Raw genomic sequence first — 26,655 nt, forward strand, 5'->3', positions numbered from 1 at the left:
TCGCGATAGAAACGACAAGGCCGCCGGATCGCTCCGACGGCCTTGTCGTTTCATTCAGGAGATATTCAGGCGGCGGAGCGGACCATCGGGCTCGTCACGCGGGCGGATGCCGTCAGCCTCACCGGCAACTTGCGCATCATTTCCTCGGCAAAACAGGTGGCGTTTTCCCGTGCTTTGTCGAGATTGCTGACACGCATCGGATCGATCGTGTGCAGCGTGCCGCCACAGTCGAAGATGTCGCGGAAGGCGGAGCGTTCGATGATAGCCGTATCCAGCACCGGCACATGCCGCTCGCTGAGCAGCGACTTGACGACTTGCAGCGCCCGCGTCGTCACCATCGAATTGACGCGGGTGAGCACCACCGAATGGCCGATCTTGATGCCGGCCTTCTCATCCAGGTACTGCAGCAGTTCGAGCACCTGCGCGCCGCCCCGCGCATCCATCGCACAGCCCTGGATCGGGATCAGCACGTGATCGGAAAGGCCGACGGCGGTGGCAAGCAACGGATTGCGCGCACCGGGCAGATCGACGATGAAATAGTCGGTATTGTGCTTGTTCTCGCTGATATGCACCGGCAGCGACGCAGTCGTGACGAAATCGATCACCGAAAGATTGGCCACATGACCTGATATTTCGTGCCAGCGCGAAATCCAGTGCTGCGGGTCGGCGTCGAGAATGGTGACGCGATAGCCTTTGCGGGCAAGCTCGGTCGCGAGCAGCAGAACAGCGGTCGTCTTGCCGGCGCCGCCCTTGGTATTTGCGAATGTGATGACAGGCATGTTCGGTCCTCGGAAGGGATGGTGCGAGCCGGAATCGCTCTTTTACGCACCATCGGAGCATTGTGCGGCTAATGCATCCTTTCTAATCATGGTTAACGAATTCGAAACACGCGCGGCGAAATTGCAGCCGGTATTTTTCACATCCCTAAAAATAGGGATGCCACCGTAACGAAAAAAGCCTGGAAAACCGAGGCTTTCCAGGCCAGTCTGTTGGTCCGCTCTTATCTTGTCAGAAGCAATCCTTGAAAAGGGCCTTGGTATTTTCCAGCGTCATTGCAACCGGGTTGCCGCCCGCGCTCGGATCTTCGATCGCCATGGCCGACAATTCGTCGATGCGGTCGGCAGCGATTCCCATCGCCGACAGCGTCTCCGGCACGCCGAGTTCCGAGCGGAGCTTCAGCACATAGTCGTAGAACCCGTCGAAACCGCCCGAAATGCCGAGATAGGCGGCGGCTCGGCCGATCTTCTCCTCGATCGGCTTGCGGTTGAAGCGCAGCACCGCCGGCATCACCACCGCATTGGTCATGCCGTGATGGGTGTTGTAGACGGCGCCGATCGGGTGCGATAGCGCGTGGATGGCGCCGAGCCCCTTCTGGAAGGCGACCGCTCCCATGGCGGCAGCGGCCATCATGTTGGCGCGGGCTTCCAGATCGGTGCCTTCCCGATAGGCGCGCGGCAGGAACTCCTTGACGAGACGCAGGCCTTCGAGCGCGATGCCAGCCGACATCGGGTGATAGAAGGGCGAGGAATAGGCCTCCAGACAATGGGCGAAGGCATCCATGCCGGTGCCGGCCGTGATGATCTTCGGCATGCCGACCGTCAGTTCCGGATCGGAAATGACGACGCCGGGCAGGAACTTCGGATGGAAGATGATCTTCTTCACATGGGTTTCGGAATTGGTAATGACGCTGGCGCGCCCAACTTCGGAACCGGTGCCTGCCGTTGTCGGCACCGCAACGATCGGGGCGATGCCCTCAAGGCTCGCACGCGTCCACCAGTCGCCGATATCCTCGAAGTCCCATACTGGCCGCGTCTGGCCGGCCATGAAGGCGACGCACTTGCCGAGATCGAGGCCGGAGCCGCCGCCGAAGGCAACGACGCCGTCATGGCCGCCGTCCTTGAAAGCCCTGACGCCGGCTTCGAGGTTCTTCTCGTTCGGGTTCGGATCGACATCGGCAAAGATCGCCCGGCCGAGACCGGCATCTTCGAGGATATCGAGCGCAGTCTTGGTGATCGCCATCGAGGCAAGGCCCCGGTCTGTGACGAGCAGCGGCTTCTTGATGCCGAGGCTCTTGCAGGCGTCGGCCAGTTCCGCGATGCGGCCCCGGCCGAGCTTGACCGATGTCGGATAGCTCCAGTTTGCGGTGATGTTGCTGCTCATGCTGTGACTTTCTTCAGATGGAAGGATTTCGGGCGCGTCAGATTGTGGAAGCCGATGATCGACAACGAGCCGCCGCGGCCGGTCTCCTTGACGCCGGTCCAGCAAAGCGCCGGATCGAGATAATCTGCGCGGTTCATGAAAACGGTGCCGGTTTCGATCTCGCGCCCAAGCCGCCCTGCCCGCTCGACATCTTGGGTCCAGAGCGAGGCCGTCAGCCCGTACTGGCTGTCGTTCATCAAAGCGAGTGCCTCCTCGTCGCTCTTCACCTTCATGATGCCGACTGCCGGACCGAAAGTCTCTTCGCGCATGAAGGCCATGGAGTGGTCGACATCGACGAGGATCTGCGGGGCGAGATAAGCGCCGCCGTCGTCCTGGGGGAAAAGCTTGGGATCGACAAGAGTTTTGGCGCCCTTGGAAACAGCATCGGCGATCTGCTCGCGCACCACCTTGGCGAAGCGCTTGTGCGCCATCGGCCCGAGCGATGTCTCGAGATCGAGCGGATTGCCGAGTTTGTAGTTCGACACCCAGGCGACCGATTTCTCGACGAAGGCATCGTAGAGCGATTCATGCACATAGATACGCTCGATGCCGCAGCAGCATTGGCCGGAGTTGTAGGTCGCGCCGTCCATCAGCGTGTCGACGGCCGCCTCGAGATCGGCGTCCTCCATGACATAACCAGGATCCTTGCCGCCGAGCTCGAGGCCGAGGCCGGTGAAGGTGCCGGCAGCCGCCCGCTCCATTGACCGCCCACCTTCGACCGATCCGGTGAAGTTGACGAAATTGAAGCTGCCGGCGGCAATCAGCGCAGACGTCGTTTCATGATCGAGGAAGACGTTCTGGAACACATCCTCAGGAACGCCGGCCTCGATGAAGGCCTGCACCAGTCGCTCACCGACCAGCAGCGTCTGCGAGGCATGTTTAAGCACCACGGTATTGCCGGCCATCAGCGCCGGCGCAATCGTGTTGATCGCCGTCATATAGGGATAGTTCCACGGCGCGACGACGAAGACGACGCCATGCGCCTCGCGCTCGATGCGGCGCTCGAAACGCTCGCTCTCCTCGACGACGACAGGCGCCAGCGCATCCGCCGCGATCGAAGCGACATAGTTGGAGCGCTCGTTGAAGCCCTTATATTCGCCGCCATACTTAACCGGCCGGCCCATCTGCCAGGCAAGCTCCGGCACGACGACGTCGGCCATCTCGTTCAACCGCGCGGCACCCTTCAGCACCAGTTGCACACGCTCTTCGAGCGGCCGTTTCGCCCAGGCTTTCTGCGCTTTGCGGGCGCGCGCCACCACATCCTTGGCGGCATCGAGAGAAAGGGCTGCGCGCTCGGCATAGACCGACCCGTCAACCGGTGAAATGCATTGGATCATTGCCATGATCTGTTTCCTGTCCTCGTACTTTCAAAATTTGCGTGAAGCCGTGGCCCCTCATCCGCCTGCCGGCACCTTCTCCCCGTAAACGGGGCGAAGGGGACATACCGCACCGGTATTCCCCAACATTGACGCTGCGTTTGGCACGTCCCCTCTCCCCGTTTTTACGGGGAGAGGGTTAGGGTGAGGGGCAAGCAAACCCGCAAATGCCTATTAAGCTCTTTCGAAACCGCGCGCCACTTCCCAGTCGGTGATGCGGCGGTCGTATTCTTCCTGCTCCCATTCGGCAGCACGGGTGTAATGATCGATCACGTCGTCGCCGAAGGCTTTACGCAGCATAGCCGATTCCGTCATTTCAGTCGTGGCCGCGCGCAGGGTGCGTGGGATTTCGCGAACGCCCTTGCCGCCATAGGCGTCGCCGACGAAAGGGGCTTCGAGTTCGAGCTTGTTTTCGATCCCGTCAATGCCGGCGGCAAGCAGCGCGGCGAAGGCGAGATAAGGATTGAGATCGGAGCCGCCGACGCGGCACTCGATGCGGATACCCTTGGTCTCCTCGCCGCAGAGCCGGTACCCAGCGGTACGGTTGTCCTTGCTCCAGATCGCCTTGGTCGGCGCAAATGTGCCGGCCATGAAGCGTTTGTAGGAGTTGATGTAGGGCGCCAGGAAATAGGTGATCTCGCTCGCATGGGCGAGAAGGCCGGCAACGTAATTGTGCATCAGCGGCGACATGCCGTATTTGCCGGTATGGTCGAAGAATAGCGGCTTTTCCTCCAGGCTCCAAAGCGACTGGTGGATATGGGAGGAACTGCCGGCGGCATTGTAATTCCACTTGGCCAGGAATGTGATGGCCTTGCCCTTCGACCAGGCGATCTCCTTGCAGCCGTTCTTGATGATCGCGTGCCGGTCTGCCATGGCGAGCGCATCGGCGTAGCGCACGTTGATCTCCTCCTGGCCGGCCGATGCCTCACCCTTGGAGTTCTCAACCGGAATGCCGGCGCCCTGCAGCCCGGTGCGGATCGCCCGCATCACCTCTTCTTCCTTGGTGGTCTGGAAGATGTGGTAGTCCTCGTTGTAGGCGCTGACGAGCTTGAGGTTGCGGTAGCCGGAAGCCTGCGCCGCTTCGTAGCTCTGGTCGAACAGGAAGAATTCGAGCTCGGAGGCCATGTAGGCCTTCATGCCCATATCCTCGAGCCGTTTCACCTGCTTCTTCAGGATCGCGCGCGGCGAGTGGGCGACCTCCTCGTGCGTATGGTGGTCAAGCATATCGCAGAGCACCAACGCGGTGCCTTCGAGCCAGGGAATACGACGCAGCGTCGCAAGATCTGGCTTCATCGTGTAGTCGCCGTAGCCCTTCTCCCAACTCGTCGCCTTGTAGCCGGACACGGTCTCCATCTCCATGTCGGTGGCGATCAGGTAGTTGCAGCTGTGTGTTTCTTTCCAGGCGCTCTCGACGAAATATTCCGCCTGAAAACGCTTGCCCATCAGCCGGCCCTGCATATCCACCTGGCAGGCCAGAACCGTGTCGATGCGCCCTTCGGCAACATCTTTCCTGAGATCGTCTATCGTGTAGCTGCTCATTATTGACCCGCCTGAAAGAGAAATGGGAAAATCGAAAATCGGGGCAACGAAACGGCATGCCATCGCCGGAATTGGCCGGCCGGATGCCTTTTCGTTGGACCGGTGATGGGGCCGCAGAGTGCGGCCCCGCCATTTGAGAGGGAAGCTTGTTTCTCAGGCTTCGCCGACCGCCGCTTCAGCCGCGGCGATTTCAGCCTGACGCTTCGCGATATCGTCGCCGATCGGCGGGCCCTTGAAGCGGCGGTTTTCAAATGCGAACCAGACGATGCCTGTCAGCACGAGGAAGCCGACGGTAATCTCCAGCGCCCAGTCGTTCGGCGGCTGGATGCCGATATAAAAGATCAGGATCATCGAAATAATAGCAAGAACCGCGATCACCTTATACAGCCCGATCCCCATATCCCACGGCCCCATCGTCGGCCATTTCGCCGTTCCAATCGAAACAAGGCCGAGCGCAATCGGCACTGCGAAGGACAGGAACAGGAAGATGACCGTGCACGACACGACGATCGAATAGGCCGGCGTGCCGGCAATGGTGATTGCCGAGGTGAACCAAACGAAGAGGACCGAAAGGATCGAGCCCGTCCAGATGGCGGCGACCGGCGTGCGGAAATTTGGGCTGACCTTGGCGAGGGCCGACGATGCCGGAAGGCCCTTGTCGCGCGAGAAGGCGAAGATCATGCGCGAAACCGAGGTGACGGTCGCAAGCCCGCAGAGGAACTGCGAGACGAAGATCAGGAAGTAGAGAATGCTCTTGATCGTTGGGTTCGTCTGAGCGTCCATCGCCCAGAAGAACACGTTCCAGCCCTGCTTTGCCGCATCGTCCATGTTCGGGATCATCAGCACGAAGGCGCACAACATGATGTAACCGAATAGCGCCGACCAGAGTACCGCCGAAACCATGCCACGCGGTACGGAGACGGCGGCCTTGACGGTCTCTTCCGAGGTATGCGCCGAGGCATCGTAGCCGGTGATGGTGTAGATCGGCAGCAGCAGGCCGAGCAGGAATGCCATGCCGGTCGAGACGGTGCCCGGCCAAACCAGCGATGCGCCTTCGGTGCCGGTATAATTAGCGAAGGTGAACAGGCGCGAAATATCCCAGCTAGGAGCAGCCGCCAGGCAGACGATCGTCAGCAGCAGCGCCGTCGCGAAGATCAGATACCCCGAAAAATCGGTGAGCTTGGCGGTGAGACCAATGCCAAAATGGTTGATGCCGGCCTGCAGAGCCGTGATGATCGCCACGAAGACGACTCGGTGAAGAAGCGTGTCCTCGATGCCGAACTGCGGACCGAAAGCGCCGAAAAAGAAGTAGAAAGTGCCGACATTGATGGCGCCAAGCACGGTGACGAGACCGAGCAGGTTGAGCCAGGCCGACAGCCAGCCGGTGAAGCGATTCCCGAGGATCGAACCCCAGTGATAAAGCCCGCCGGCCGTCGGATAAGCGGAGCCGATCTGTGCGAGGCCGAGGGCGAAGATGAAGGATATTAAGCAGCCGAGAGGCCAGCCGATACCGATCGCAGCACCACCGGCGCCCGAAGTCGCCTGCCCGAGCGAATTGATGCCGCCGGAAAGGATGCAAATGATCGAAAACGAGATTGCGAAATTCGAGAACGAACTCATGCGTCGTTCGAGTTCCTGGGCATAACCCATGGAATGCAGGATGTGTACATCCTGCTTCTTGTCCAGTTCGGTATAGTCCGACATGACTTCCCCCTGTTCACGACCGGGCCGCGGAATTGCGGCCGGTTCAGTGCCAATTGTCCGCGGCATTTGCGCCATCCGGACGTCCGCAGTTAAACTGCTCCCTCGGGTCTTCTTTTTATCTCAGGCTTCCAGGCTTTGCTGGAGCAGACCTGTCAGATAGTCGGCCATGACCCCTTGACCGATATCGTCTGCGATGAGGTCGTTGCGGACCTCGATCATCACATTGCGCAAGCCGTTCGAAAGCCCGTGCAGGATCAGCGTGTGAGTGACGCCGTCCTCAGGCCCGTAAGGCTCGTTGCGTTCCGTTCTGTAAAGCGGCGCCTCGGCCGCAGCCTCCAGCATGCGGTCGGCCAGCCGGCTGTCCTCATCGTGCAATATGCCGAGTTCGACGGCGCGTTCGTGGCCGTGATAGACCGGCGTGAAGCTGTGCATTGTCACGATGATGCTGTCTTGCCCCCTCGCCCGACGATCGCGGATCAGCCCGCGAATGGCGTCGTGGAAAGGCACATAGAGCGCGTCGGTGCGCGCAAGCCGTTCTTCGGGGTTCAAATTCTTATTGCCGGGAATGGCGTAGATCTCGCTGGTATCTGGCATGGCGCCGGGTGAACTGGGCGGCCGGTTACAGTCGTAGATAAGCCGGGAGAACCGCTGGTAAACGAGCGTCACGTCGAGCGCTTGCGATATGTTGCGGGCGACGGCAAGCGCGCCCGGGTCCCAGGCGATGTGACTGGAGAGCGCTTCGCTGGGCAGGCCGAGATCGCCGAAAAGGGCTGGAAGGGCATTCGAGGCGTGCTCGCAAATCAGAAGCACCGGGCTCCGGCCGTGGATGCGTTCGATCCCGACGCAGTCACCGTCCGCTTCACTGAGGATTTTCGGCCGGGCCAGCACCAAAGGCGCCACTCCTTTTCCCTTAACAAATTCTTGATGAAGAAAAGAATTCTTCAGGTTTCGGCCGGTGTCAAGCATCTGCTGAAAATTTCTTTTCATGACAGTAGTTGACATGGATTGTGACAGCGTTGTTAACTTTGAGTGGGAAAGTGGCGCCAGACCATCCCGGGGAGCATAGTTACGTGACAGTTGCGTCGAAGACGGTTTCGGACGTCATACACTCGCATTTGGGGGTGTTGACGCGTGCCGAGAAGCAGCTGGCCGAAAGCCTGCTCGACAATTATCCGGTCTCCGGCCTCGGCAGCATTACCACGATCGCCGAGAACGCCGGCGTCTCGACGCCAACCGTCGTGCGTATGGTGCAGAAACTCGGCTTCAAGGGCTATCCGGACTTTCAGGCGCATCTGCATCAGGAAGTCGAGGCGACGATCTCGAACCCGATCGCCAAGCACGACCGCTGGGCGCAGAATGCCCCGGGCACCCATATTCTCAACCGTTTCGCCGATGCTATCATGGGCAATCTGCGCCAGACGCTGACCGATCTCGACACCGCGACTTTCGACAGCGTCGCCGCGCTGCTTTCCGACCGCAAGCGTGGCCTCTATTTCGTCGGTGGCCGCATCACCGGCGCGCTTGCAGAGTATTTCTTCACCCACATGCAGGTGATCCGGCCGGCAACGACGCTGCTATCTTCGAATTCCAGCAGCTGGCCGCAATATGCCCTCAACATGAATGCGGGCGACATCCTGATTATCTTCGACATCCGCCGCTACGAGCAGGAGATGGTGAGCCTCGCCACCGCCGCCCGCAAGCGCGGCGCCGAAATCGTCGTCTTCACCGACCAGTGGGGCTCGCCGGCCGCCAAGCTCGCCAGGCATGCCTTCCGCGTCCGGATCGAGGCGCCGTCGGCCTGGGATTCCTCCGTCGTCACCCTTTTCATCGTCGAAGCGCTGATCGAGGCCGTTCAGAATTCGACCTGGGACGAGACGAAGGAACGCATGAAGACACTGGAAGGCCTGTTCGAGCAGACCAGGCTTTTCCGCAAACCGGGTTAGGAGGACAAGACTAAAACAGAAGAAAAACAATGACGGATTTTGGCGAAGGCAGACGGCGTTGTCGCAAATAAAACATTTGCTGCAACCTCCGCTATTCGCAGCAGAATTAACGTCATCCAACTGTCACACAAGCTTCATGTAATCTCATTAACAGCATCGCCAGACACTGAAAACCCGAAGGAGAACAACAGTGATCTCTAACATTTCTCGACTACTGTCGCTTTCTACTGCGATGATCGTGGCTTCGACCGCGATTGCCGCTGCCGAGCCGAGCGCTGAACTTATCGCCGCCGCCAAGAAGGAAGGCACCCTGACGACGATCGCTCTTCCGCACGACTGGTGCGGCTACGGCGAGGTCATTGCCGGCTTCAAGGCCAAGTATGGCCTCGAGGTCAACGAGCTCAACCCGGATGCGGGTTCGGGCGACGAAGTCGAAGCCATCAAGGCCAACAAGGGCAACACCGGCCCGCAGGCTCCTGACGTCATCGACGTCGGCCTCTCTTTCGGCCCGTCCGCCAAGAAAGACGGCCTGATCCAGCCTTACAAGGTCTCCACCTGGGACTCCATCCCGGATACCGCCAAGGATGCCGACGGCTACTGGTACGGCGATTATTATGGCGTCCTCTCGTTCCTCGTGAACAAGGATCTCGTCAAGGAATCGCCGGCCGATTGGGCCGATCTGAAGAAGAGCGACTACGCAAACAGCGTCGCCCTCGCAGGCGATCCGCGCGCCGCCAACCAGGCTGTCCAGGGCGTTTATGCCGCTGGTCTTTCCGCATCCGGCGGTGACGCGGCCAAGGCAGGCGAAGAGGGCCTGAAGTTCTTCGCCGAATTGAACAAGAGCGGTAATTTCGTGCCGGTCGTCGGCAAGGCGGCTCCGTTCGCCCAGGGCTCGACGCCGATCATCATTGCCTGGGATTACAACGCCCTCTCCTGGGGCGAAAGCCTGAAGGGCAATCCTCCCTTCGAGGTCGTCGTTCCGAAGACCGGCGTCGTTGCCGGCGTCTACGTCCAGGCTATCTCCGCCTTCGCTCCGCACCCGAACGCTGCGAAGCTCTGGATGGAATACCTCTATTCCGACGAAGGTCAGCTCGGCTGGCTGAAGGGCTATTGCCACCCGATCCGCTTCAACGATCTTGCCAAGAACAACAAGATCCCGAAGGAACTGCTCGACAAGCTGCCGCCGGCTGCATCCTATGAAAAGGCTGTCTTCCCGACGCTCGAACAACAGTCTGCCGGCAAGGAAGCGATCACCAAGAATTGGGATTCCGTCGTCGGCGCCGCCGTCAAGTAACCTCTGATCCTGCCTCCCCGCCGCAAGGCGGGGAGGTTTCTCACTCCGACGCCCCAGGATGAGCTTTTCCATGAGCACCGTTTCAACGCCTATGGTGCGCAGCGCCCCCTTGATCAACAGAGATCGCGTGATCGACTGGCTCGGCATTGCACCCTTCATCATTTTCTCGCTGCTGTTCCTGATCATCCCCACGCTTTATCTTGTGGCGGGCGCATTCCTGGCGCCCGAGGGCGATTTGACGCTGAAGAATATCGGTGATCTCTTTACCCCATCCATCATGAGCGCCTACTCGATCAGCATCCGTGTGTCGGTGGCGTCGGCTCTGGGCGGTGCGCTGATCGGCTTCTTCCTCGCCTGGGCCGTCGTGCTCGGCGGCCTGCCCGCCTCCGTCCGCTCGACGCTCCTGACCTTCTCCGGCGTCGCCTCGAATTTTGCCGGCGTGCCGCTCGCCTTCGCCTTTCTCGCAACGCTCGGCCGCACCGGGCTTGTGACGATTTTCCTGCGCGAATGGTTCGGCTTCAATCTCTACGGCACCGGCTTCAATCTGCTGTCCTTCTTCGGCCTCACCATCACCTACATGTATTTCCAGATCCCGCTGATGGTGCTGATTCTGACGCCCGCCCTCGACGGCATGAAGAAGGAATGGCGCGAAGCCTCACAGATCCTTGGCGCCACCAACCGCCAGTACTGGACGATGGTCGCGCTGCCGATCCTCTGGCCGAGCCTGCTGGGCACGACGCTGCTGCTCTTCGCCAACGCTTTCGGCGCCATTGCCACCGCTTTCGCGCTGACCGGCAGCTCGCTGAACATCGTGCCGATCCTGCTCTATGCGCAGATCCGCGGCGATGTTCTGCACAATGCCAATCTCGGTTACGCCATCGCGCTCGGCATGATCGTCATCACCGGCGTCTCCAACGTCCTTTATCTCATGCTGCGCATGCGCGCAGAACGGTGGCAGAAATGAAAGCTCAGCGTTTCGGAGCCTGGATCGCCGTCATTCTAGGTGCATCCTATTTCGTCATTCCGTTGATCGGCACAATCGAGTTTTCATTGCGCATGCGTCGCGGCGAATACAGCCTCGATGCCTACAAGTCGGTATTCTCCGACATTCAGTTCCGGGAGACCTTCGGCTATTCCATGCTGATGGCGTTGCTCACCATCGTCTTCGGCATGCTGCTCGTCGTGCCGACAGCCTATTGGGTGCGGCTGCGGCTGCCGCAGATGCGTCCGGTCGTCGAATTCATCACCCTGCTGCCGCTTGTCATTCCAGCGATCGTCATTGTCTTCGGATACCTCAGGATGTATAATTCGTCGTCCTACCTGCCGCTGACGGGTTCGACGACCGGCACCAATGTCCTGCTGGTCTTCTCCTATATCACCCTGTCTCTGCCTTATATGTACCGCGCCGTCGATACCGCCATGCGCGCCATCGACGTCCGCACGCTGACGGAAGCGGCCGAAAGCCTCGGCGCCCGATGGACGACCATCATGTTCAAATGCATTTTCCCGAACGTCATGAGCGGCGTGCTCTCAGGCGCTTTCATCACGCTCGCGATCGTCATGGGCGAATTCACCTTTGCCGCACTTCTGAACCGTCCGGCCTTCGGTCCCTACCTGCAGCTCGTCGGCGCCAACAAGGCCTATGAGCCTTCGGCGCTTGCCGTCATCGCCTTCTCGATCACCTGGCTCAGCATGGGCCTGCTCAACATCGTTTCCCGCGTCGGCAAAGCCCGCCCGGCAAAGGCTTAAGGTATCTGGCTCATGTCTTTTCTCACGCTGACCAACATTCAGAAATCCTTCGGCCCGGTTCAGGTCGTCAAGAACTTCAACATGACGATCGAGAAGGGTGAGTTCGTCTCCTTCCTCGGACCGTCGGGCTGCGGCAAGACGACCGTTCTGCGCATGATCGCCGGCTTCGAAACGCCAACCGGCGGCACGCTGACCATCAACGGCAAGGACCAAAGCGCGCTGAAGCCGAACCAGCGCAATATCGGCATGGTGTTCCAGGCCTACGCGCTCTTCCCCAACATGACGGTACACGACAATGTCGCCTTCGGTCTCAAGGTCGCCGGCGCCCCAAAACCTGAAATCGACGCCCGCGTCAAGGAAATGCTCGGCCTGATCAAGCTCGATCACCTGGCCGACCGCTTCCCCTATCAACTGTCGGGCGGCCAGCAGCAGCGAGTAGCCCTTGCCCGTGCGCTTGCCGTCAAGCCGCAGGTGCTGCTGCTCGACGAGCCGCTCTCCGCACTCGACGCCAAGATCCGCGTGTCGCTGCGCGAGGAAATCCGCCAGATCCAGCAGCAGCTCGGCATCACCACGGTCTTCGTCACCCATGATCAGGAAGAAGCCCTGTCGATTTCCGACCGCATCGTCGTCATGAATGCCGGCAAGGCCGACCAGATCGGTTCGCCTTTCGAGATCTACAATACGCCGGCAACGCGTTTCGTCGCCTCCTTCGTCGGCACGCTGAACCTCATCGAGGCCAAGGTCGTCGATCCCGATACCAACCGCATCCAGATCGGCGATCAGGGTATAACGCTGAAGCAATCGGTCGCTGCCCACAAGGCCGGAGAAACCATCTCGCTGGCGCTACGCCCGGAAGCGGGCTCGCTCTCCGACAGCGTCAAGAGCGACACGGCGCTGACCGGCCAGGTCGTTTCGGCCCACTTCTTGGGGTCGGTCATCCGCACCCGCATGAATGTCGGCGGCAACGTCATCTCCTTCGACATGTTCAACAGCCCGGGCACTACCCCGCCGCAGGCCGGCGAAACGGTAACGCTGCGCTTCATGGCAGCCGACCTGCTCATCATCCGCGACTGATTTCGCCAATCCCACTCATGCAAAAGGCGCCGCAAAACGGCGCCTTTTGTTGTCGGAAATTTGGATCGTTCAGCGGATCGCCTGGTCGTCGACGTCAAAGCGATGGACATGCGCCTGGTCCGGTGTCGCATAGACGATCTCGTCCGGCTCGTACTGGTGCTCGCCAAACAGGCGTGCCGTCAACAGGCCGCACTGGTCGGATTCCAGATAGATGATCGTGTCGGCGCCGAGATGCTCGACATGCACGACCTTCGCAGCCCAAGTCCCCTGCTCGCGCGACAGCGTCATATGTTCGGGACGAACGCCGATCGTCTTGGCACTGTGATCGCCGACTTTCTCGGCCGCGATGAAATTCATCTGCGGCGAGCCGATGAAGCCGGCGACGAAGACATTGGCCGGTCGTTTGTAGAGTTCCATCGGCGAACCGATCTGCTCGATCGCCCCGGCATTCAAAACGACGATCTTGTCGGCAAGCGTCATCGCCTCGACCTGGTCGTGGGTGACATAGATCATCGTCGCCTTCAGGCTGCGGTGCAGTCGGGCGATCTCGAGGCGGGTCTGGACGCGCAACGCCGCATCGAGGTTCGACAGCGGCTCATCGAACAGGAAGAGTTCCGGTTCGCGCACGATGGCACGGCCGATCGCCACACGCTGGCGCTGGCCGCCGGAGAGCTCGGCCGGCCGGCGCGCCAGATAGGGTTCCAGCGAAAGCATGCCGGACGCCTTGCTGACACGCTTGTCGATCTCGTCCTTGCCGGTGCCGGCCTGCTTGAGGCCAAGCCCCATATTGTCCTTGACCGTCAGATGCGGATAGAGCGCATAGGACTGGAACACCATGGCGATTCCACGCTTGGCCGGCGGCGTCAGCGTCTCGTCGCGGCCATTGATGACGACGGCGCCCGACGTGACGTCTTCGAGGCCAGCAATGCTGCGCAACAGCGTCGATTTCCCGCAGCCCGAGGGCCCGACGAAGATGACGAATTCGCCGTCCTCGACCTCAAGGTCGATGCCTTTCAGCACCTCATGCGTGCCATAGGTCTTGCGGATGGATTTGAGTTGAAGCGATCCCACTATCTTTCCCTTACAATCTGACCGGCTGGCCGGTACGCACGCTCTCGTCGGCGGCAAGGCAGATGCGCAGCGATGCCACCGCGTCGGCCATATGGCGGTCGAGGTCCATATCCTCGCGGATCGCCCTCAGCATGAAAGCCTGCTCCAGGTTACAGAGTTCCTGATGGCCGGGCTCGCCTTCCATCGTCATGTCCTGGTCGGGCCGGATGAACTTGCCGTCCGGGCCGGTCTCGGCCGTGTGCAGACGGATCACCGAAGTCTTGGTGTGCGTGTCGATATCGTCGGACTTGGCGTTCGGATCCATGACGATCGACACGGCGCCTTTTGGCGACATCACATCTTTCACGAAGAAGGCGGTTTCCGAGATCATCGGGCCCCAGCCGGCCTCGTACCAGCCGACGGAACCATCCTCGAACAGCACCTGCAAGTGACCGTAATTATACATGTTGGCGGCGATCTCTTCCGACATGCGCAGCCCCATGCCGCGCACCTCGACAGCCCTCGCGTCGGTGATCTGGCTCATGACGTCGACATAATGCACACCGCAATCGACGATCGGCGAGGTCGTGCGCATCAGCGACTTGTGCGTCTCCCATGTCGGGCCGTTGGACTGCTGGTTGAGATTCATGCGGAAGACGTAAGGCGGGCCGAGCTTGCGCGCCTCCTCGATCAGCTTCATCCAGGAAGGATGATGGCGAAGGATATAACCGACCACCAACTTGCGCCTGGCTGTCCTGGCAGCCGCCACGACGCGCTCGGCATCGGCGACCGTGGTTGCCAGCGGCTTTTCCACGAAGACGTCGCAGCCGGCCTCGAAGGCGGCGACCGCGTAATCAGCATGGCTGTCGGAATAGGTATTGATCGAGCAGAGCTCCGGTTTCAGCTCGGCGAGCGCCGTCATGAAATCGGGATGGATCGGGTACTGCTCGAGCTCCGGCGCAAGCTGCGACGGCGTCGAGCGGTTGACGAGACCGACGATCTCAAAGCCCGGATTGTTGTGATAGGCGAGCGCGTGGCTGCGGCCCATGTTGCCGAGGCCGGCAACGAGGACGCGGATCGGCTTTTCGGATTGGCTCACTTGACGGCTCCTGACGTGATGCCGCGGATCAGTTGCCGCGAGAAGATGACGTAGAGGACGAGGATCGGCAGGATCGCCAGCGACAGCGCCGCCAGCACCGCGTTCCAGTTGGTGACGAACTGGCCGATGAAGATCTGCGAGCCTAGCGTCACCGTCTTGGTAGCCTCGGAGGGTGCGAGGATCAGCGGGAACCAGAGATCGTTCCAGATCGGGATCATGGTGAAGACGGCGACCGTCGCCATGGCCGGGCGCACGAGCGGCAGCACCAGGCGGAAGAAGATCGCATATTCGGAAAGCCCGTCGATACGCCCGGCATTCTTCAGGTCGTCCGAAACCGTGCGCATGAATTCCGACAGGATGAAGATCGCCAGCGGTATGCCCTGCGCGGTATAGACGAGGATCAGCGCCGTCAGCGTATTGACGAGGCCGGCCGCCACCATGCCCTGCAGGATCGCCACCGTGCCGAGACGGATCGGGATCATGATGCCGATCGCCATGTAGAGCCCGAGCAGCATGTTGCCGCGGAAGCGATACTCAGAGAGCGCAAAGGCCGCCATGGCGCCGAACAGCAGCACCAGCAGGATCGAAACGATCGTGACGATGAAGCTGTTCTGGAAATAGATGGCGAAATCGCCCTGCCCGAGCACCGTCTGATAGCCGACGAGGCTGAAGGTCGACGGCGTCGGGATCATCAGCGGCTCGCGGAAGATCGAGGCACGATCCTTGAACGAGTTGACGATGGTCAGGAAGACCGGAAACAGCGCGACCAGCGTATAGGCGCTGAGCGCCAGATGCACGAGGCCGGTGCGGATTGGAGATGTGCGTGCCTTGGACATGCCCGCTCCTCAGAACTGGTAGCGACGCATGCGCCGCTGGATGACGAAGAGATAAAGCGAGACGCCGGCGAGAATGATCAGGAACATCACCGTGGCGATCGTCGCACCCATCGAGCGGTCGCCGAGCTGAAGCTGGAAACCGAAAAAGGTACGGTAAAGCAGCGTGCCGAGAATGTCGGTCGACATATCAGGCCCGGCAAGCGCCCCCTGCACGGTATAGATCAGGTCGAAGGCATTGAAATTGCCGACGAAGGTCAGGATCGAGATGATGCCGATCGCCGGCAGGATGAGCGGCAGCTTGATTTTCCAGAACTGGGCCCAACCGGTAATGCCGTCGCATTCGGCCGCCTCGATCACCTCTTCGGGGATGCTGAGCAATGCGGCATAGATCAGCATCATCGGAATGCCGATATATTGCCAGTTCGAGATCAGCGACACGGCAATCAGCGCAGGACCGGATTGCCCGAGCCAGGGTGCGAAGGCCCACTTCATGCCGACAAGGCTCATCAGCCAGGGAGCTACACCCCAGATCGGCGAAAGGATGAGCTTCCAGATGAAGCCGACGATGACGAACGACAAGAGCGTCGGCAGGAACATTGCCGTGCGGTAGAAGGCGACGCCGCGCAGCTTCGGCACAGAAAGCAGGGCGGCAAGCGCCACGCCGATCGGGTTCTGCACGCACATGTGGATGGCAAAGAAGATCAGGTTGTTGACCAGCGCATTCCAGAAATCGCGCGCCCAGCGCGCGTCGCCGAACAGCACCTTGAAATTCGCCAGTCCGACGAAGGCCGGCTGCCCATCGACCGTATTGTAGAGCGAAAGCCTGAGCGTTTCGATGAGCGGCAGCACCATGACGGCGGAATAGACGATCAAGGCCGGCAACATGAAGACGAAGATGTGCCAGCGCACCGGGCGCCTGATCGGGACGATATCGACCGCGTTGTCGGTTTCGCTCATGGCTTTTGCCTGTTCTTGTCGACTGGCCGCAAGGCGCAGCACAGGTGGAAACGGTTGCGCCTCACCCTAACTCTCTGCCACCTGGAAAGAGAGGAAACGCCCCTGCTGAGAAACGATATCGGGCTGGGAGGTCGCTGCGAGGTCTCCTTCTCCCCGCCAGCGGGGAGAAGGTGGCCGGCAGGCCGGATGAGGGGCTGCAAACGCCGCCCCTGATCACATCACTTGGCCGGCTTGTACCAGCTGTCGAGGCCCTTCTGGAGCTTTTCGGCAGCAACCGCAGGCGTATCCGTGCCGTTGATCACGTTGGCCGATTCGACCCAGGTCTCATTTTCAAGGTTCGGGGTGCCGCGTGACAAGATCTGGTAGGTCGAGCGCACCGTCGACTTGTACGGGCCGCGCCAGGAAACGAATTCCTGAGCGAGCGGATCGGACATCTTGACCGCGGTGGAGTTCAGGCTGAAGAAGCCCGGCAGCGAGTTGGCGTAGATATCGGCAAACTCCGGCGAAGCGACCCAGCTGAGGAACTTCTTGGCTTCTTCGGCATGGGTGCTCTTGGCATTCAGGGCGACACCGATATCCGGGTGGTCGGAGATGTAGCCCGTGTCACCTGCCTTCGGAACCGGTGGCGGGAAAGCACCCATCTTGAACTGAGCCTGGCTGTTGAACAGCGCGATTTCCCATGAACCAGCCGGATAGATCGCGGCCCGGCCGAGCGTGAACAGGTTCTGGCTATCGGAGTAGGTCTGGGCTTCGAAGCCGTCGCCGAGATAGGGCTTCCACTTGGCAAGCTCTTCAAAGGGCTTGACCCATTCGGGATCCGTCAGCTTCTGCTTTCCTTCGATCAGAGCCTTGCGCCCCTCCTCGCCCTTCCAGTAGTTGGGGCCGATGTTCTGGTAGCCCATGGTGGCGGCTTCCCAGAGATCCTTCGTACCCATGGCGAGCGGGATGTAGGTGCCGTCGGCCTTGATCTTGTCAAGCGCTGCGTAGAATTCGTCCTGGGTCTTCGGCACCGAGATGCCGAGCTTGTCGAAGGCATCCTTGTTGTAGATGAAGCCGTGGATGACCGAAGCCATCGGCACGCAGAAGGTCGACTTGCCGTCGTCGGTGCTCCAAGCGGCCTTGGCGACCGGCGAGAAGTTCTCCATGCCAGGCAGGCTGGTGATGTCAACGAGCTGCTTCTTGTTGAAGAGTTCGAGCGAGGCATCGAACGGACGGCAGGTGACGATATCGCCTGCGGAGCCGGCATCGAGCTTGGCGTTCAGCGAGGCGTTGTATTCGGTCGGCGCGGTCGGCGAGAAGACGACCTTGATGCCCGGGTTCTTCGCTTCGAAGGCCGGGATTATCTTCTCCTGCCAGATCTGCAGGTCGTCGTTACGCCAGCTTTCGACCGTCAGCGTGACGTCGGCGGCGTGGACGAGACCCACTGAAGTCAGCAGACTGGAGGCAAGCAGCAGGCTTTTCAGAGCAGTGTTTTTCATTTCCCTCTCCTGTTTTAAGCGCCGCTAGGCGCTGTTTTCGATCTGGAACAAGCAATTGGTGTGTCTGAGGCAACACCCAACGCCCCTTGGAGGACCGTCAGCAATGCCGGTCCCGAAAGCTCGACGGACACGAAGGCGGACGCCTGCGGCCGAACTGCGCGCCTTCCCGGCTACACCGGGAGCGGCGAAATGATGGGGAAAGCCAATGGATGCCTGAGCTTCGCCACCAGCTTGACGGGCCGGCAGGTCGTTCTCTTGATCCATCCTCGAAGCGGTTCCGGCTCGGCTTAACTGCCGATTTTCGTGGGCCTCGAAGTGCTGTTCCCTTGTTACCGAATTAAGGCCAAAAAAATACCAATTGTCCAGCCGAATTTAACCTTTTGGCCAGATAAAATCGATCTAAAAATTTTATGAAGCAAAATCAACACGATAAAAAGATGAATTTTCTCCCATCATTCCCACTTGGTAAATGGTATTTTTTTGGTATTGTATTGAAGACCGTGGGGAACGGCATATTCGGAGGCCCGATGACGGAGCTTGCAATCGGCATAGACGGCGGCGGAACGAGCTGCCGGGCCGCAGTCGCGGACAGGAACGGCAATGTCATCGGCCGCGGCAGATCCGGCCCTGCCAACATCCTGTCGGATTTGGAAAACTCCCTTCTCAATATCGTCGAATCCGCCCGGCAGGCGCTCGGCGATGCCGGGCTTGCCGATGAAACCCTTTCCGCCGTCGCAGCCGTCGTCGGCGTCGCCGGCGCCAATGTCGGCGATTACGGCAGGCGAATCGAAAAGGCCCTGCCGTTTGCCGAAGGCCGCGTTGTCACCGATGCGCTGATCGCCCTGCAGGGCGCGCTCGGCGATGCCGACGGCATCGTCGGCGCCTTCGGCACCGGCTCGGTTTATAATGCCCGTAGGGACGGCCGGCTGAACGGCATCGGCGGCTGGGGTTTCGTTGTCGGCGACCAGGCAAGCGGTGCCCGTCTGGGCCGCGATCTCCTGGAACGATCGCTGCTCGCCCATGACGGGGTGCGCCCGGCATCGCCGATCACCGACGCGACTTTGGCCGAATACGGCAACGATCCCGAGCGCATCGCCGAATTCGCCCATTCGGCAAGACCGAAGGATTTTGCCCGTTACGCCCCCACCGTCTTCGAACATGCGGCTAAGGGCGATGCCGTGGCAGTCGCCATCGTCACGGAGGCGGCAACGGCGATCGGCGAAAGTCTCGAAGCACTGCTCTGGCCCGAATGCCCGTCGATCTGCCTGCTCGGCGGTCTTGCCGAAGCTTATGAGCCGTGGCTTTCTGAACGTTACAAGCCTTTGCTTGCCAGACCGAAGGGCGATGCCCTGCAGGGCGCAGTGGAGCTTGCGGTCAAGCTCATGAACGACGGCCAGAGGGGTGCGGCATGACCGATGACCTCGCCACCCTCCTTTCTCTGGAGCGCCTGCAGGCAGCCGGCAAGGGGCCGCTCTACGTCAAGCTGCGCCGCACGCTCGAAGCAGCCGTGCGCACCGGCACGCTTGGTCACGGCGATGCGCTGCCGCCGGAACGCGACATCGCCGAATTCGCCGCCGTCAGTCGCGTCACTGTGCGCAAGGCGATAGACGAACTCGTCGCCGACGGCCTCTTGGTGCGCCGTCACGGTTCGGGCACCTTCGTCGCCAAGCCGGTCTCCAAGGTCGAGCAGCGCCTGTCGCAGCTTACCTCCTTTACCGAGGATATGGCGCGCCGCGGCATGTCCTCGCGCTCCGAATGGCTGCATAAGGGCATCCACACCCCCTCGCCCGACGAGATGATGATCCTTGGCCTCGGTACCGACGTCAAGGTTTCGCGTCTCTCCCGTCTGCGCATCGCCGACGACCAGCCGCTGGCGATCGAGAATGCCAGCGTCTCCGGCGAGTTCCTTCCCGATCCCGCAGCCGTCACCAATTCGCTCTATGCCGAGCTCGAACGCCTCCAGGTCCGCCCGGTGCGCGCCGTGCAGCGTATCTCGGCAACCAATATGAAGGAGGCCGACGCCCAGCTTCTCGGCGTCTCCGTCGGCGCGGCCGGCCTGTCGATCGAGCGTATCTCCTACCTGGGCTCTGGCCGCGCCGTCGAATTCACCCGCTCGCTCTATCGCGGCGATGCCTATGATTTTGTCGCGGAACTGACGATAGCAGTGACGTAAGCCCTACCAGAAGCGGGCGATCCAGAGCTGATTTCCGACAAGATCATCGAAGATCGCATCGGCGGAGATAAGCGGTATCCCATTCTGCATGGCGGTCGCGGCAAGAAACCGGTCGAACGGATCGCGATGTGTCCAGCCCATCATGGCTGCGGTCAGACAGATTTCCGGTGTCAATGCCGCGGCAATGCCACCCTGTTCATGCCGCAGTTCCGGCAACCGGCCAATGAAAGGCTCCATCTCCGGCCATTTGCCGAGATGAACCTTCTGCCCGATTTCAAATAGCGATATTGGGCTGACGAAAATCGTCTCCGCTTTTTCGATCAGAGCAATTGCCTTGGCCTTCCCAAGGCGCAAGCTCGTCCTGATCCATGCGCTCAAAAAAGTCGGGGCCATTTCCAACAACTTGTCCCTTGAGCAGCCCGATCTTGAAGGAAGACTGCACAATCGGAATGATCTTCACGACAGGCTTGCGTCCCTTGGCGATCACCACTTCCTTACCGGAAAGGGCAGCGTCGATCAATTTCGACAGATTGGTCTTTGCAGCATGGATGGTAACTTGCATCGTCGCCTCATTAGCTAACTTGGCTAAGCATGCCACCGCATCGTCAATTGCGCTATCAAATTCAAATAGCCTGAATGCGGGTAATTATCAGCTGCATCAAAATCATAAAAGCCGGAAGGCGACCCCCTTCCGGCTTTTCATTTATTGAACCAATCTCTGAGGACGCCGCCATAGAATAGGATGATTTTAGGCCGGGTCGGCCTAAAATCTGAATCCTGTTCTACATTATATAGTTAGAGCATGATGTCGTCCGAAAACCGCTCACACTTTTCGGCATCATGCTCTAAGCGACCGCGAAGACTCGGCAATCAGGCCGCGTCCTCGATCTGCTCGTCCGCCTTTCGCGGCACATAGTTCAGCACCGGTCCGAGCCAGCGCTCGACTTCCGAAATCTGCATGCCCTTGCGGGCCGCATAGTCTTCCACCTGATCGCGCTCCACCTTGGCGACGCCGAAATAATAAGAGTCGGGATGGCCGATATAGAGGCCGGAGACCGAGGAGCCGGGCCACATCGCATAGCTTTCCGTCAGCTTCACGCCGGCTGCTTTTTCGGCGTCTAGCAGTTTGAACAGCGTTGCCTTTTCGGTGTGGTCGGGCTGAGCAGGATAACCGGGCGCCGGGCGAATGCCGGCATAGGCTTCGGTGATGAGATCCTCCTTGCTGAGCGTCTCGTCCTTGGCATAGCCCCAGTATTCGCGTCGCACCTGCTCGTGCATGCGCTCGGCAAAAGCTTCGGCGAAGCGGTCGGCCAGCGCCTTGACGAGGATCGACGAATAATCGTCGTTCGCCCGCTCGAAACGCTCGGCGATGGCGATTTCCTCGATCCCCGCCGTCACCACGAAGCCGCCGACATAATCCTGAACACCGCTTGTGACAGGTGCCACGAAGTCGGAGAGCGCCACGTTCGGCCGCCCGTCCCGCTTCGAAAGCTGCTGGCGCAGCGTATAGAAGGTCTCAAGCTCGTGTTTGCGGCTCTCGTCCGTAAACAGTCGGATATCGTCGCCAACGGCGCCGGCCGGCCAGAAGCCGATAACGGCGCGCGGGCGGAACCACTTCTCGTCGATGATCTTCTTGAGCATGGCCTGCGCATCGACCCAGAGCGCGCGCGCTGCCTCACCCTGCTTCTCGTCGTCGAGAATGGCGGGGTAGCGGCCGCGCAGCTCCCAGGTCTGGAAGAACGGCGTCCAGTCGATGTATTTGGCAAGCTCGGCCAGATCGTAATCCTCGAACACCCGCGTGCCGAAGAACTGCGGCTTCACCGGCTGGTAGGCAGACCAGTCGATCTTGTGGGCATTCTCACGAGCCCGTGGCAACGGCAGGCGCACCTTCTCGGCCTCGCTGCGCGCATGGGCGGCCGCCACCTTGGCATATTCAGTGCGGATATCGTCGACATAGCTCTGGCGCGTTTCCGGCGACAGCAGTGCGGAGACGACGCCGACGGCGCGGCTCGCATCGGTGACGTAGACCGTCTGCCCCTTGTTGTAGCCGGGATGTATCTTCACGGCCGTATGAACGCGGCTGGTCGTCGCCCCGCCGATCAAAAGCGGGATTTCAAAGCCCTGGCGTTCCATCTCGGCGGCGACATGCACCATTTCGTCGAGTGACGGCGTGATCAAGCCGGAGAGGCCGATGACATCGACCTTCTCTGCAATGGCCGTTTCGAGGATCTTCGTCGCCGGCACCATAACGCCGAGATCGACGATCTCGTAGTTGTTGCAGGCAAGCACGACGCCGACGATGTTCTTGCCGATATCGTGCACGTCGCCCTTGACCGTCGCCATCAGGATCTTGCCGGCCGACCGGCGTTCCTCGCCGCCATTGAGACGCTTTTCCTCTTCCATGTAAGGCAGCAGCACGGCCACCGCCTGCTTCATCACGCGCGCCGACTTGACCACCTGCGGCAGGAACATCTTGCCCGAGCCGAACAGGTCACCGACGACGTTCATGCCGGCCATCAGCGGCCCTTCGATGACGTGCAGCGGCCGCGCGGCCTGCTGGCGCGCCTCCTCGGTATCGGCCTCGATATATTCGGTGATGCCGTTGACCAGCGCATGCTCGAGACGCTTCTCGACGCTCCATTCGCGCCAGGAAAGATCCTGGATGCGGCCTTCGCGTGCCGCGCCGCCACGGAATTTCTCCGCCACTTCGAGCAGCCGCTCGGTGCCGTCGGGACGGCGGTTCAGCACCACGTCCTCGCAGGCCTCGCGCAGCTCGGGATCGATGTTGTCGTAGACGGCAAGCTGGCCGGCATTGACGATGCCCATGTCCATACCCGCCTGGATGGCGTGGTAGAGGAACACGGCGTGCATCGCCTCGCGCACCGGCTCGTTGCCGCGGAACGAGAAGGAAAGGTTGGAGACACCGCCCGAAATATGCACCAGCGGCATGCGCTCGCGGATCGTCCGCGTCGCCTCGATGAAGTCGACGCCGTAATTATTATGCTCTTCGATGCCGGTGGCGACAGCGAAGATGTTCGGGTCGAAGATGATGTCCTCGGGCGGGTAGCCGATCTTTTCGGTCAGCAGCTTGTAGGCGCGCGTGCAGATATCCACCTTGCGCTGGTAGCTGTCCGCCTGCCCCGTCTCATCGAAGGCCATGACGACAACGGCAGCGCCGTAATTGTGCAGCAGCCGCGCCTGGGTGAGGAAATTCTCCTCGCCTTCCTTCAGCGAGATCGAATTGACGATCGGCTTGCCCTGGACGCGCTTCAGGCCGGATTCGATGATCGAGAATTTCGACGAGTCGATCATGACTGGCACACGGGCGATGTCAGGCTCGGCGGCGATCAGGTTGAGGAACTCGACCATCGCCTTTTCGGAATCGATCAGGCCTTCGTCCATGTTGATGTCGATCACCTGGGCGCCGTTCTCGACCTGATCGCGGGCGACGTCGAGCGCTGCAGTGAAATCGCCGTTGGTGATCAGCTTGCGGAAGCGGGCCGAGCCGGTGACGTTGGTGCGCTCGCCGACATTGACGAAGGGGATGTCCTTGGTCAGTTCGAAAGGTTCGAGGCCCGACAGCGACATGAAGGGGCGATGCTCCGGAATCGGCCGCGGCTTGTATTTCGCAACGGTCTCGGCGATCGCCTTGATATGCTCCGGCGTCGAGCCGCAGCAGCCGCCGACGATGTTGACGAGGCCCTCGCGGGCGAAGCCGTCGATCTGCGCCGCCATCAGCTCCGGCGTTTCGTCATACTGGCCGAATTCGTTTGGCAGGCCGGCATTCGGATAGGCGCAGATGAAGGTGTCGGCAACACCCGAAAGCTCTTGCAAATGCGGGCGCATCGCATTGGCGCCGAGCGCGCAGTTGAGGCCGATCGTGAAGGGATTGGCGTGACGCACCGAGTTCCAGAAGGCCGACGGCGTCTGGCCGGACAGCGTGCGGCCGGAAAGATCGGTGATCGTGCCCGAGATCATCACCGGCAGGCGCACGCCCTTGGCCTCGAAGCGCTCCTCGCAGGCGAAGATCGCAGCCTTGGCGTTCAGCGTGTCGAAGATCGTCTCGATCAGGATGATATCGGCGCCGCCGTCGATCAGACCGTCGATCTGCTCGCCATAGGCGGAACGCAGATCGTCGAAGGTGACGGCGCGGAAACCGGGATTGTTGACATCGGGCGAGATCGAGGCGGTGCGGTTGGTCGGCCCGATGGCGCCGGCAACGAAACGGCGGCGGCCATCCTCGCGCTCGGCGCGCTGTGCCGCCCGGCGCACGATCTCGGCACCTTCCTTGTTGAGGTCGTAGACGGCACCTTCCATCTCGTAATCGGCCTGCGCGATGCGGGTCGAAGAGAAGGTGTTGGTCTCGAGAATATCGGCGCCGGCCTTGGCGTATCTGTAATGGATCTCTTCGATCGCGTCCGGCTGGGTCAGGATCAGAAGGTCGTTATTGCCCTTCTGGTGACAGGCGCAGCCGATGAAGCGCGTCCCGCGAAACTGGTCTTCGTCATAGCCGAGACCCTGGATCTGCGTGCCCATGGCGCCGTCGAGAACAAGGATGCGCTCGCTCGCGGCTTGTCTCAAAGCTGCGAAAACTTCACTGCCGTCACGTTTGCCCGTTTCCGGACCAAAGAGATTATCAAACACGGGAAGGCTCCTTGACGTCGTAAGACCAGACAGTCCAAATCACATAAAGATATCTTTATGTCAATATATGCCTGTCAATTTCGTGCTTTGTAAGCCTACAGCGCCGCGCGTCTTTTCAGACGCGCAAAGGACGTTGTAATAGTTTTGAATCGACGCATCGTGCCTCCGAAGAACGATCCCGCTTTGCGGGCCAATGCGATAGCCGGATGACAGACTCGTCCGACCCCTATATAGGCGTTTACAACGCTTTGTGCACGAAATCGGAGGAGTATCATGGCACCCGCAATCGGCAACGCCGTCCTTGGGAACTGGGCGAGCCGCGCCCATCACCGCAGCTGGCTGCTGACCCAAGCGAACGGTCTCTTCGATTTCTTCCAGCACAATTCGGTCAATCCCAAGGGCGGCTTTTACGATCTCGACGACGAAGGTAGGCCTCTCGACGCCGAGGGCCAGGTTCGCGGCATCCATATCGCTGCGCGCGCGGTGCATTGCTTCTCGATCGGCGCGCTGCTCGGCCGCCCCGGAGCCTCCGACGTCGTCGACCACGGCATGGACTATATCTGGAACCATCATCGAGACCGGAAAAACGGCGGCTATTTCTGGTCGCTCAACAATGACGGTCCCGTCGATTCCAACAAGCAGGGCTATGGCCATGCTTTCGTGCTGCTCGCCGCCTCAGCGGCAAAGACCATCGGCCATCCGCTTGCCGACGGCATGCTCGCCGATATCACCAAGATCCTCAACACGAAGTTCTGGGAAGCGAAGCACGGCGCCATCGCCGAGGAATTCACCGCCGACTGGCAGCCGCTCGACGGCGGCGCCTATCGCGGCCAGAACTCCAACATGCACCTGACCGAAGCACTGATGGCCGCCTTCGAAGCCACCGGCGACAGGGAATACCTGACCAAGGCCGAAAGCATCGCCGATCTCGTCATCCGCCGCGCCGCCGGTTCGGTGGACTGGCGCGTTGCCGAGCATTTCGACGCCGAATGGAACCTCGACAAGACTTACTATCATCCGAACGAAATGTTCCGCCCGGCAGGCACGACGCCCGGCCACTGGCTGGAATGGGCCCGCCTCATCCTGCAGCTCTGGGCGCTCGGCGGCAAACGGATCGAATGGATGCCGGATGCGGCCAAGGCGCTGTTCGCCCAATCCATGGCGCTCGGTTGGGACAACGACAAGGGCGGCTTCTTCTATACGCTCGATTGGGACGACAAGCCCGCCAAGCGCAACAAGCTCTGGTGGCCAGCCTGCGAAGGTGCGGCTGCCGCACATTTCCTCAACGAGCACCTGCCGAGCGATTTCCATGAGGAGAGCTACCGCAAGATCTGGAACGTGATCGAGCGCGCCTTCATCGATCACAAGAACGGCGGCTGGCACGAGGAGCTGACGGAAGATCTCGTTCCCGCCCACTCGCTGTTCCCCGGCAAAGGCGATATCTATCACGCCCTGCAGGCCTGCCTCATTCCGCTTTTCCCGGCAACGGGCAGCCTGACAAAGGGCATCGCCGAGGCCGGCGGGAAGCTCTGAGGTCGGG

The 26,655-nt window shown here is 60.7% G+C and carries 21 protein-coding genes and 1 pseudogene; 8 read left to right on the forward strand and 14 right to left on the reverse strand.

Annotated elements, in window-relative coordinates; all coding sequences use genetic code 11:
• Positions 1-65: 65 nt before the first annotated feature.
• From N2A41_RS14425 to N2A41_RS14450, 6 genes are all read right to left on the reverse strand, one after another.
• Complete coding sequence (locus N2A41_RS14425) at positions 66-779, reverse strand: ParA family protein (protein WP_162115935.1); 714 nt, start codon at positions 777-779, stop codon at positions 66-68.
• 229 nt (positions 780-1,008) lie between these two features.
• A complete protein-coding gene (locus tag N2A41_RS14430; RefSeq protein WP_170276387.1) occupies positions 1,009-2,160 on the reverse strand; it encodes an iron-containing alcohol dehydrogenase in 1,152 nt (383 codons plus the stop codon).
• On the reverse strand, positions 2,157-3,542 hold the full coding sequence (locus tag N2A41_RS14435) for an aldehyde dehydrogenase family protein (RefSeq protein WP_170276386.1): 1,386 nt from the start codon (positions 3,540-3,542) through the stop codon (positions 2,157-2,159). The genes N2A41_RS14430 and N2A41_RS14435 overlap by 4 nt, the downstream gene beginning before the upstream one ends.
• A 207-nt stretch (positions 3,543-3,749) precedes the next feature.
• Complete coding sequence (locus tag N2A41_RS14440) at positions 3,750-5,114, reverse strand: glutamine synthetase family protein (protein WP_130669022.1); 1,365 nt, start codon at positions 5,112-5,114, stop codon at positions 3,750-3,752.
• A 153-nt stretch (positions 5,115-5,267) separates the two neighbouring features.
• Positions 5,268-6,818, reverse strand: coding sequence for an amino acid permease (locus tag N2A41_RS14445; protein WP_017965142.1), 1,551 nt, complete (start codon positions 6,816-6,818; stop codon positions 5,268-5,270).
• A gap of 120 nt (positions 6,819-6,938) precedes the next feature.
• On the reverse strand, positions 6,939-7,709 hold the full coding sequence (locus N2A41_RS14450) for an N-formylglutamate amidohydrolase (protein ID WP_170276632.1): 771 nt from the start codon (positions 7,707-7,709) through the stop codon (positions 6,939-6,941).
• Between the two features lie 179 nt (positions 7,710-7,888).
• Here N2A41_RS14450 and N2A41_RS14455 point away from each other — a divergent pair, with 179 nt between their 5' ends.
• From N2A41_RS14455 to N2A41_RS14475, 5 genes are all read left to right on the forward strand, one after another.
• Entirely contained in the window at positions 7,889-8,761 is an 873-nt protein-coding gene (locus tag N2A41_RS14455) for a MurR/RpiR family transcriptional regulator (protein WP_017965144.1), read from the forward strand.
• Between the two features lie 190 nt (positions 8,762-8,951).
• Positions 8,952-10,055, forward strand: a complete 1,104-nt coding sequence (locus tag N2A41_RS14460) for an ABC transporter substrate-binding protein (protein WP_162115931.1) — start codon at positions 8,952-8,954, stop codon at positions 10,053-10,055.
• 70 nt (positions 10,056-10,125) lie between these two features.
• Positions 10,126-11,019 carry an ABC transporter permease gene (locus N2A41_RS14465; protein ID WP_260109084.1) on the forward strand — a complete coding sequence of 298 codons (894 nt, stop codon included), beginning with the start codon at positions 10,126-10,128 and terminating at the stop codon, positions 11,017-11,019.
• Entirely contained in the window at positions 11,016-11,804 is a 789-nt protein-coding gene (locus N2A41_RS14470) for an ABC transporter permease (protein ID WP_170262233.1), read from the forward strand. Before N2A41_RS14465 ends, N2A41_RS14470 begins: the two co-directional genes overlap by 4 nt.
• Positions 11,805-11,816: 12 nt before the next feature.
• A complete protein-coding gene (locus tag N2A41_RS14475; RefSeq protein WP_017965148.1) occupies positions 11,817-12,878 on the forward strand; it encodes an ABC transporter ATP-binding protein in 1,062 nt (353 codons plus the stop codon).
• 69 nt (positions 12,879-12,947) lie between these two features.
• Here the strand turns inward: N2A41_RS14475 and N2A41_RS14480 are convergent, their stop codons facing one another.
• From N2A41_RS14480 to N2A41_RS14500, 5 genes are all read right to left on the reverse strand, one after another.
• Positions 12,948-13,949: an ABC transporter ATP-binding protein gene (locus N2A41_RS14480; RefSeq protein ID WP_170276384.1), complete on the reverse strand. Its 1,002-nt coding sequence runs from the start codon at positions 13,947-13,949 to the stop codon at positions 12,948-12,950.
• A gap of 10 nt (positions 13,950-13,959) precedes the next feature.
• Complete coding sequence (locus N2A41_RS14485; protein ID WP_245268406.1) at positions 13,960-14,976, reverse strand: Gfo/Idh/MocA family protein; 1,017 nt, start codon at positions 14,974-14,976, stop codon at positions 13,960-13,962.
• Positions 14,977-15,023: 47 nt separating this feature from the next.
• Entirely contained in the window at positions 15,024-15,863 is an 840-nt protein-coding gene (locus tag N2A41_RS14490; RefSeq protein WP_017965151.1) for a carbohydrate ABC transporter permease, read from the reverse strand.
• Positions 15,864-15,872: 9 nt separating this feature from the next.
• Entirely contained in the window at positions 15,873-16,820 is a 948-nt protein-coding gene (locus tag N2A41_RS14495; protein WP_017965152.1) for a carbohydrate ABC transporter permease, read from the reverse strand.
• Positions 16,821-17,038: 218 nt separating this feature from the next.
• A complete protein-coding gene (locus tag N2A41_RS14500) occupies positions 17,039-18,298 on the reverse strand; it encodes an ABC transporter substrate-binding protein (RefSeq protein WP_222386319.1) in 1,260 nt (419 codons plus the stop codon).
• 527 nt (positions 18,299-18,825) lie between these two features.
• On the opposite strand from N2A41_RS14500, the gene N2A41_RS14505 reads away from it, so the two are divergent.
• Positions 18,826-19,710, forward strand: coding sequence for an N-acetylglucosamine kinase (locus N2A41_RS14505; RefSeq protein ID WP_222386320.1), 885 nt, complete (start codon positions 18,826-18,828; stop codon positions 19,708-19,710).
• Positions 19,707-20,471, forward strand: a complete 765-nt coding sequence (locus N2A41_RS14510; RefSeq protein ID WP_260109085.1) for a GntR family transcriptional regulator — start codon at positions 19,707-19,709, stop codon at positions 20,469-20,471. Before N2A41_RS14505 ends, N2A41_RS14510 begins: the two co-directional genes overlap by 4 nt.
• A gap of 3 nt (positions 20,472-20,474) precedes the next feature.
• Here the strand turns inward: N2A41_RS14510 and N2A41_RS14515 are convergent, their stop codons facing one another.
• The 3 genes and pseudogenes from N2A41_RS14515 to metH form a co-directional block, all read right to left on the reverse strand.
• Positions 20,475-20,864, reverse strand: a complete 390-nt coding sequence (locus N2A41_RS14515; protein WP_260109086.1) for a type II toxin-antitoxin system VapC family toxin — start codon at positions 20,862-20,864, stop codon at positions 20,475-20,477.
• Positions 20,809-21,033 (reverse strand): annotated as a pseudogene (locus tag N2A41_RS14520) (type II toxin-antitoxin system Phd/YefM family antitoxin); the annotation flags it as partial. The pseudogene N2A41_RS14520 and the gene N2A41_RS14515, both read right to left, overlap by 56 nt.
• A 308-nt stretch (positions 21,034-21,341) precedes the next feature.
• Positions 21,342-25,115, reverse strand: coding sequence for a methionine synthase (metH, locus tag N2A41_RS14525; protein ID WP_222386322.1), 3,774 nt, complete (start codon positions 25,113-25,115; stop codon positions 21,342-21,344).
• 273 nt (positions 25,116-25,388) lie between these two features.
• On the opposite strand from metH, the gene N2A41_RS14530 reads away from it, so the two are divergent.
• Entirely contained in the window at positions 25,389-26,648 is a 1,260-nt protein-coding gene (locus N2A41_RS14530; RefSeq protein WP_222386323.1) for an AGE family epimerase/isomerase, read from the forward strand.
• Positions 26,649-26,655: the final 7 nt, after the last annotated feature.

The organism is Rhizobium sp. SRDI969 (assembly GCF_025152725.1).
GTDB lineage: Bacteria > Pseudomonadota > Alphaproteobacteria > Rhizobiales > Rhizobiaceae > Rhizobium > Rhizobium leguminosarum_I.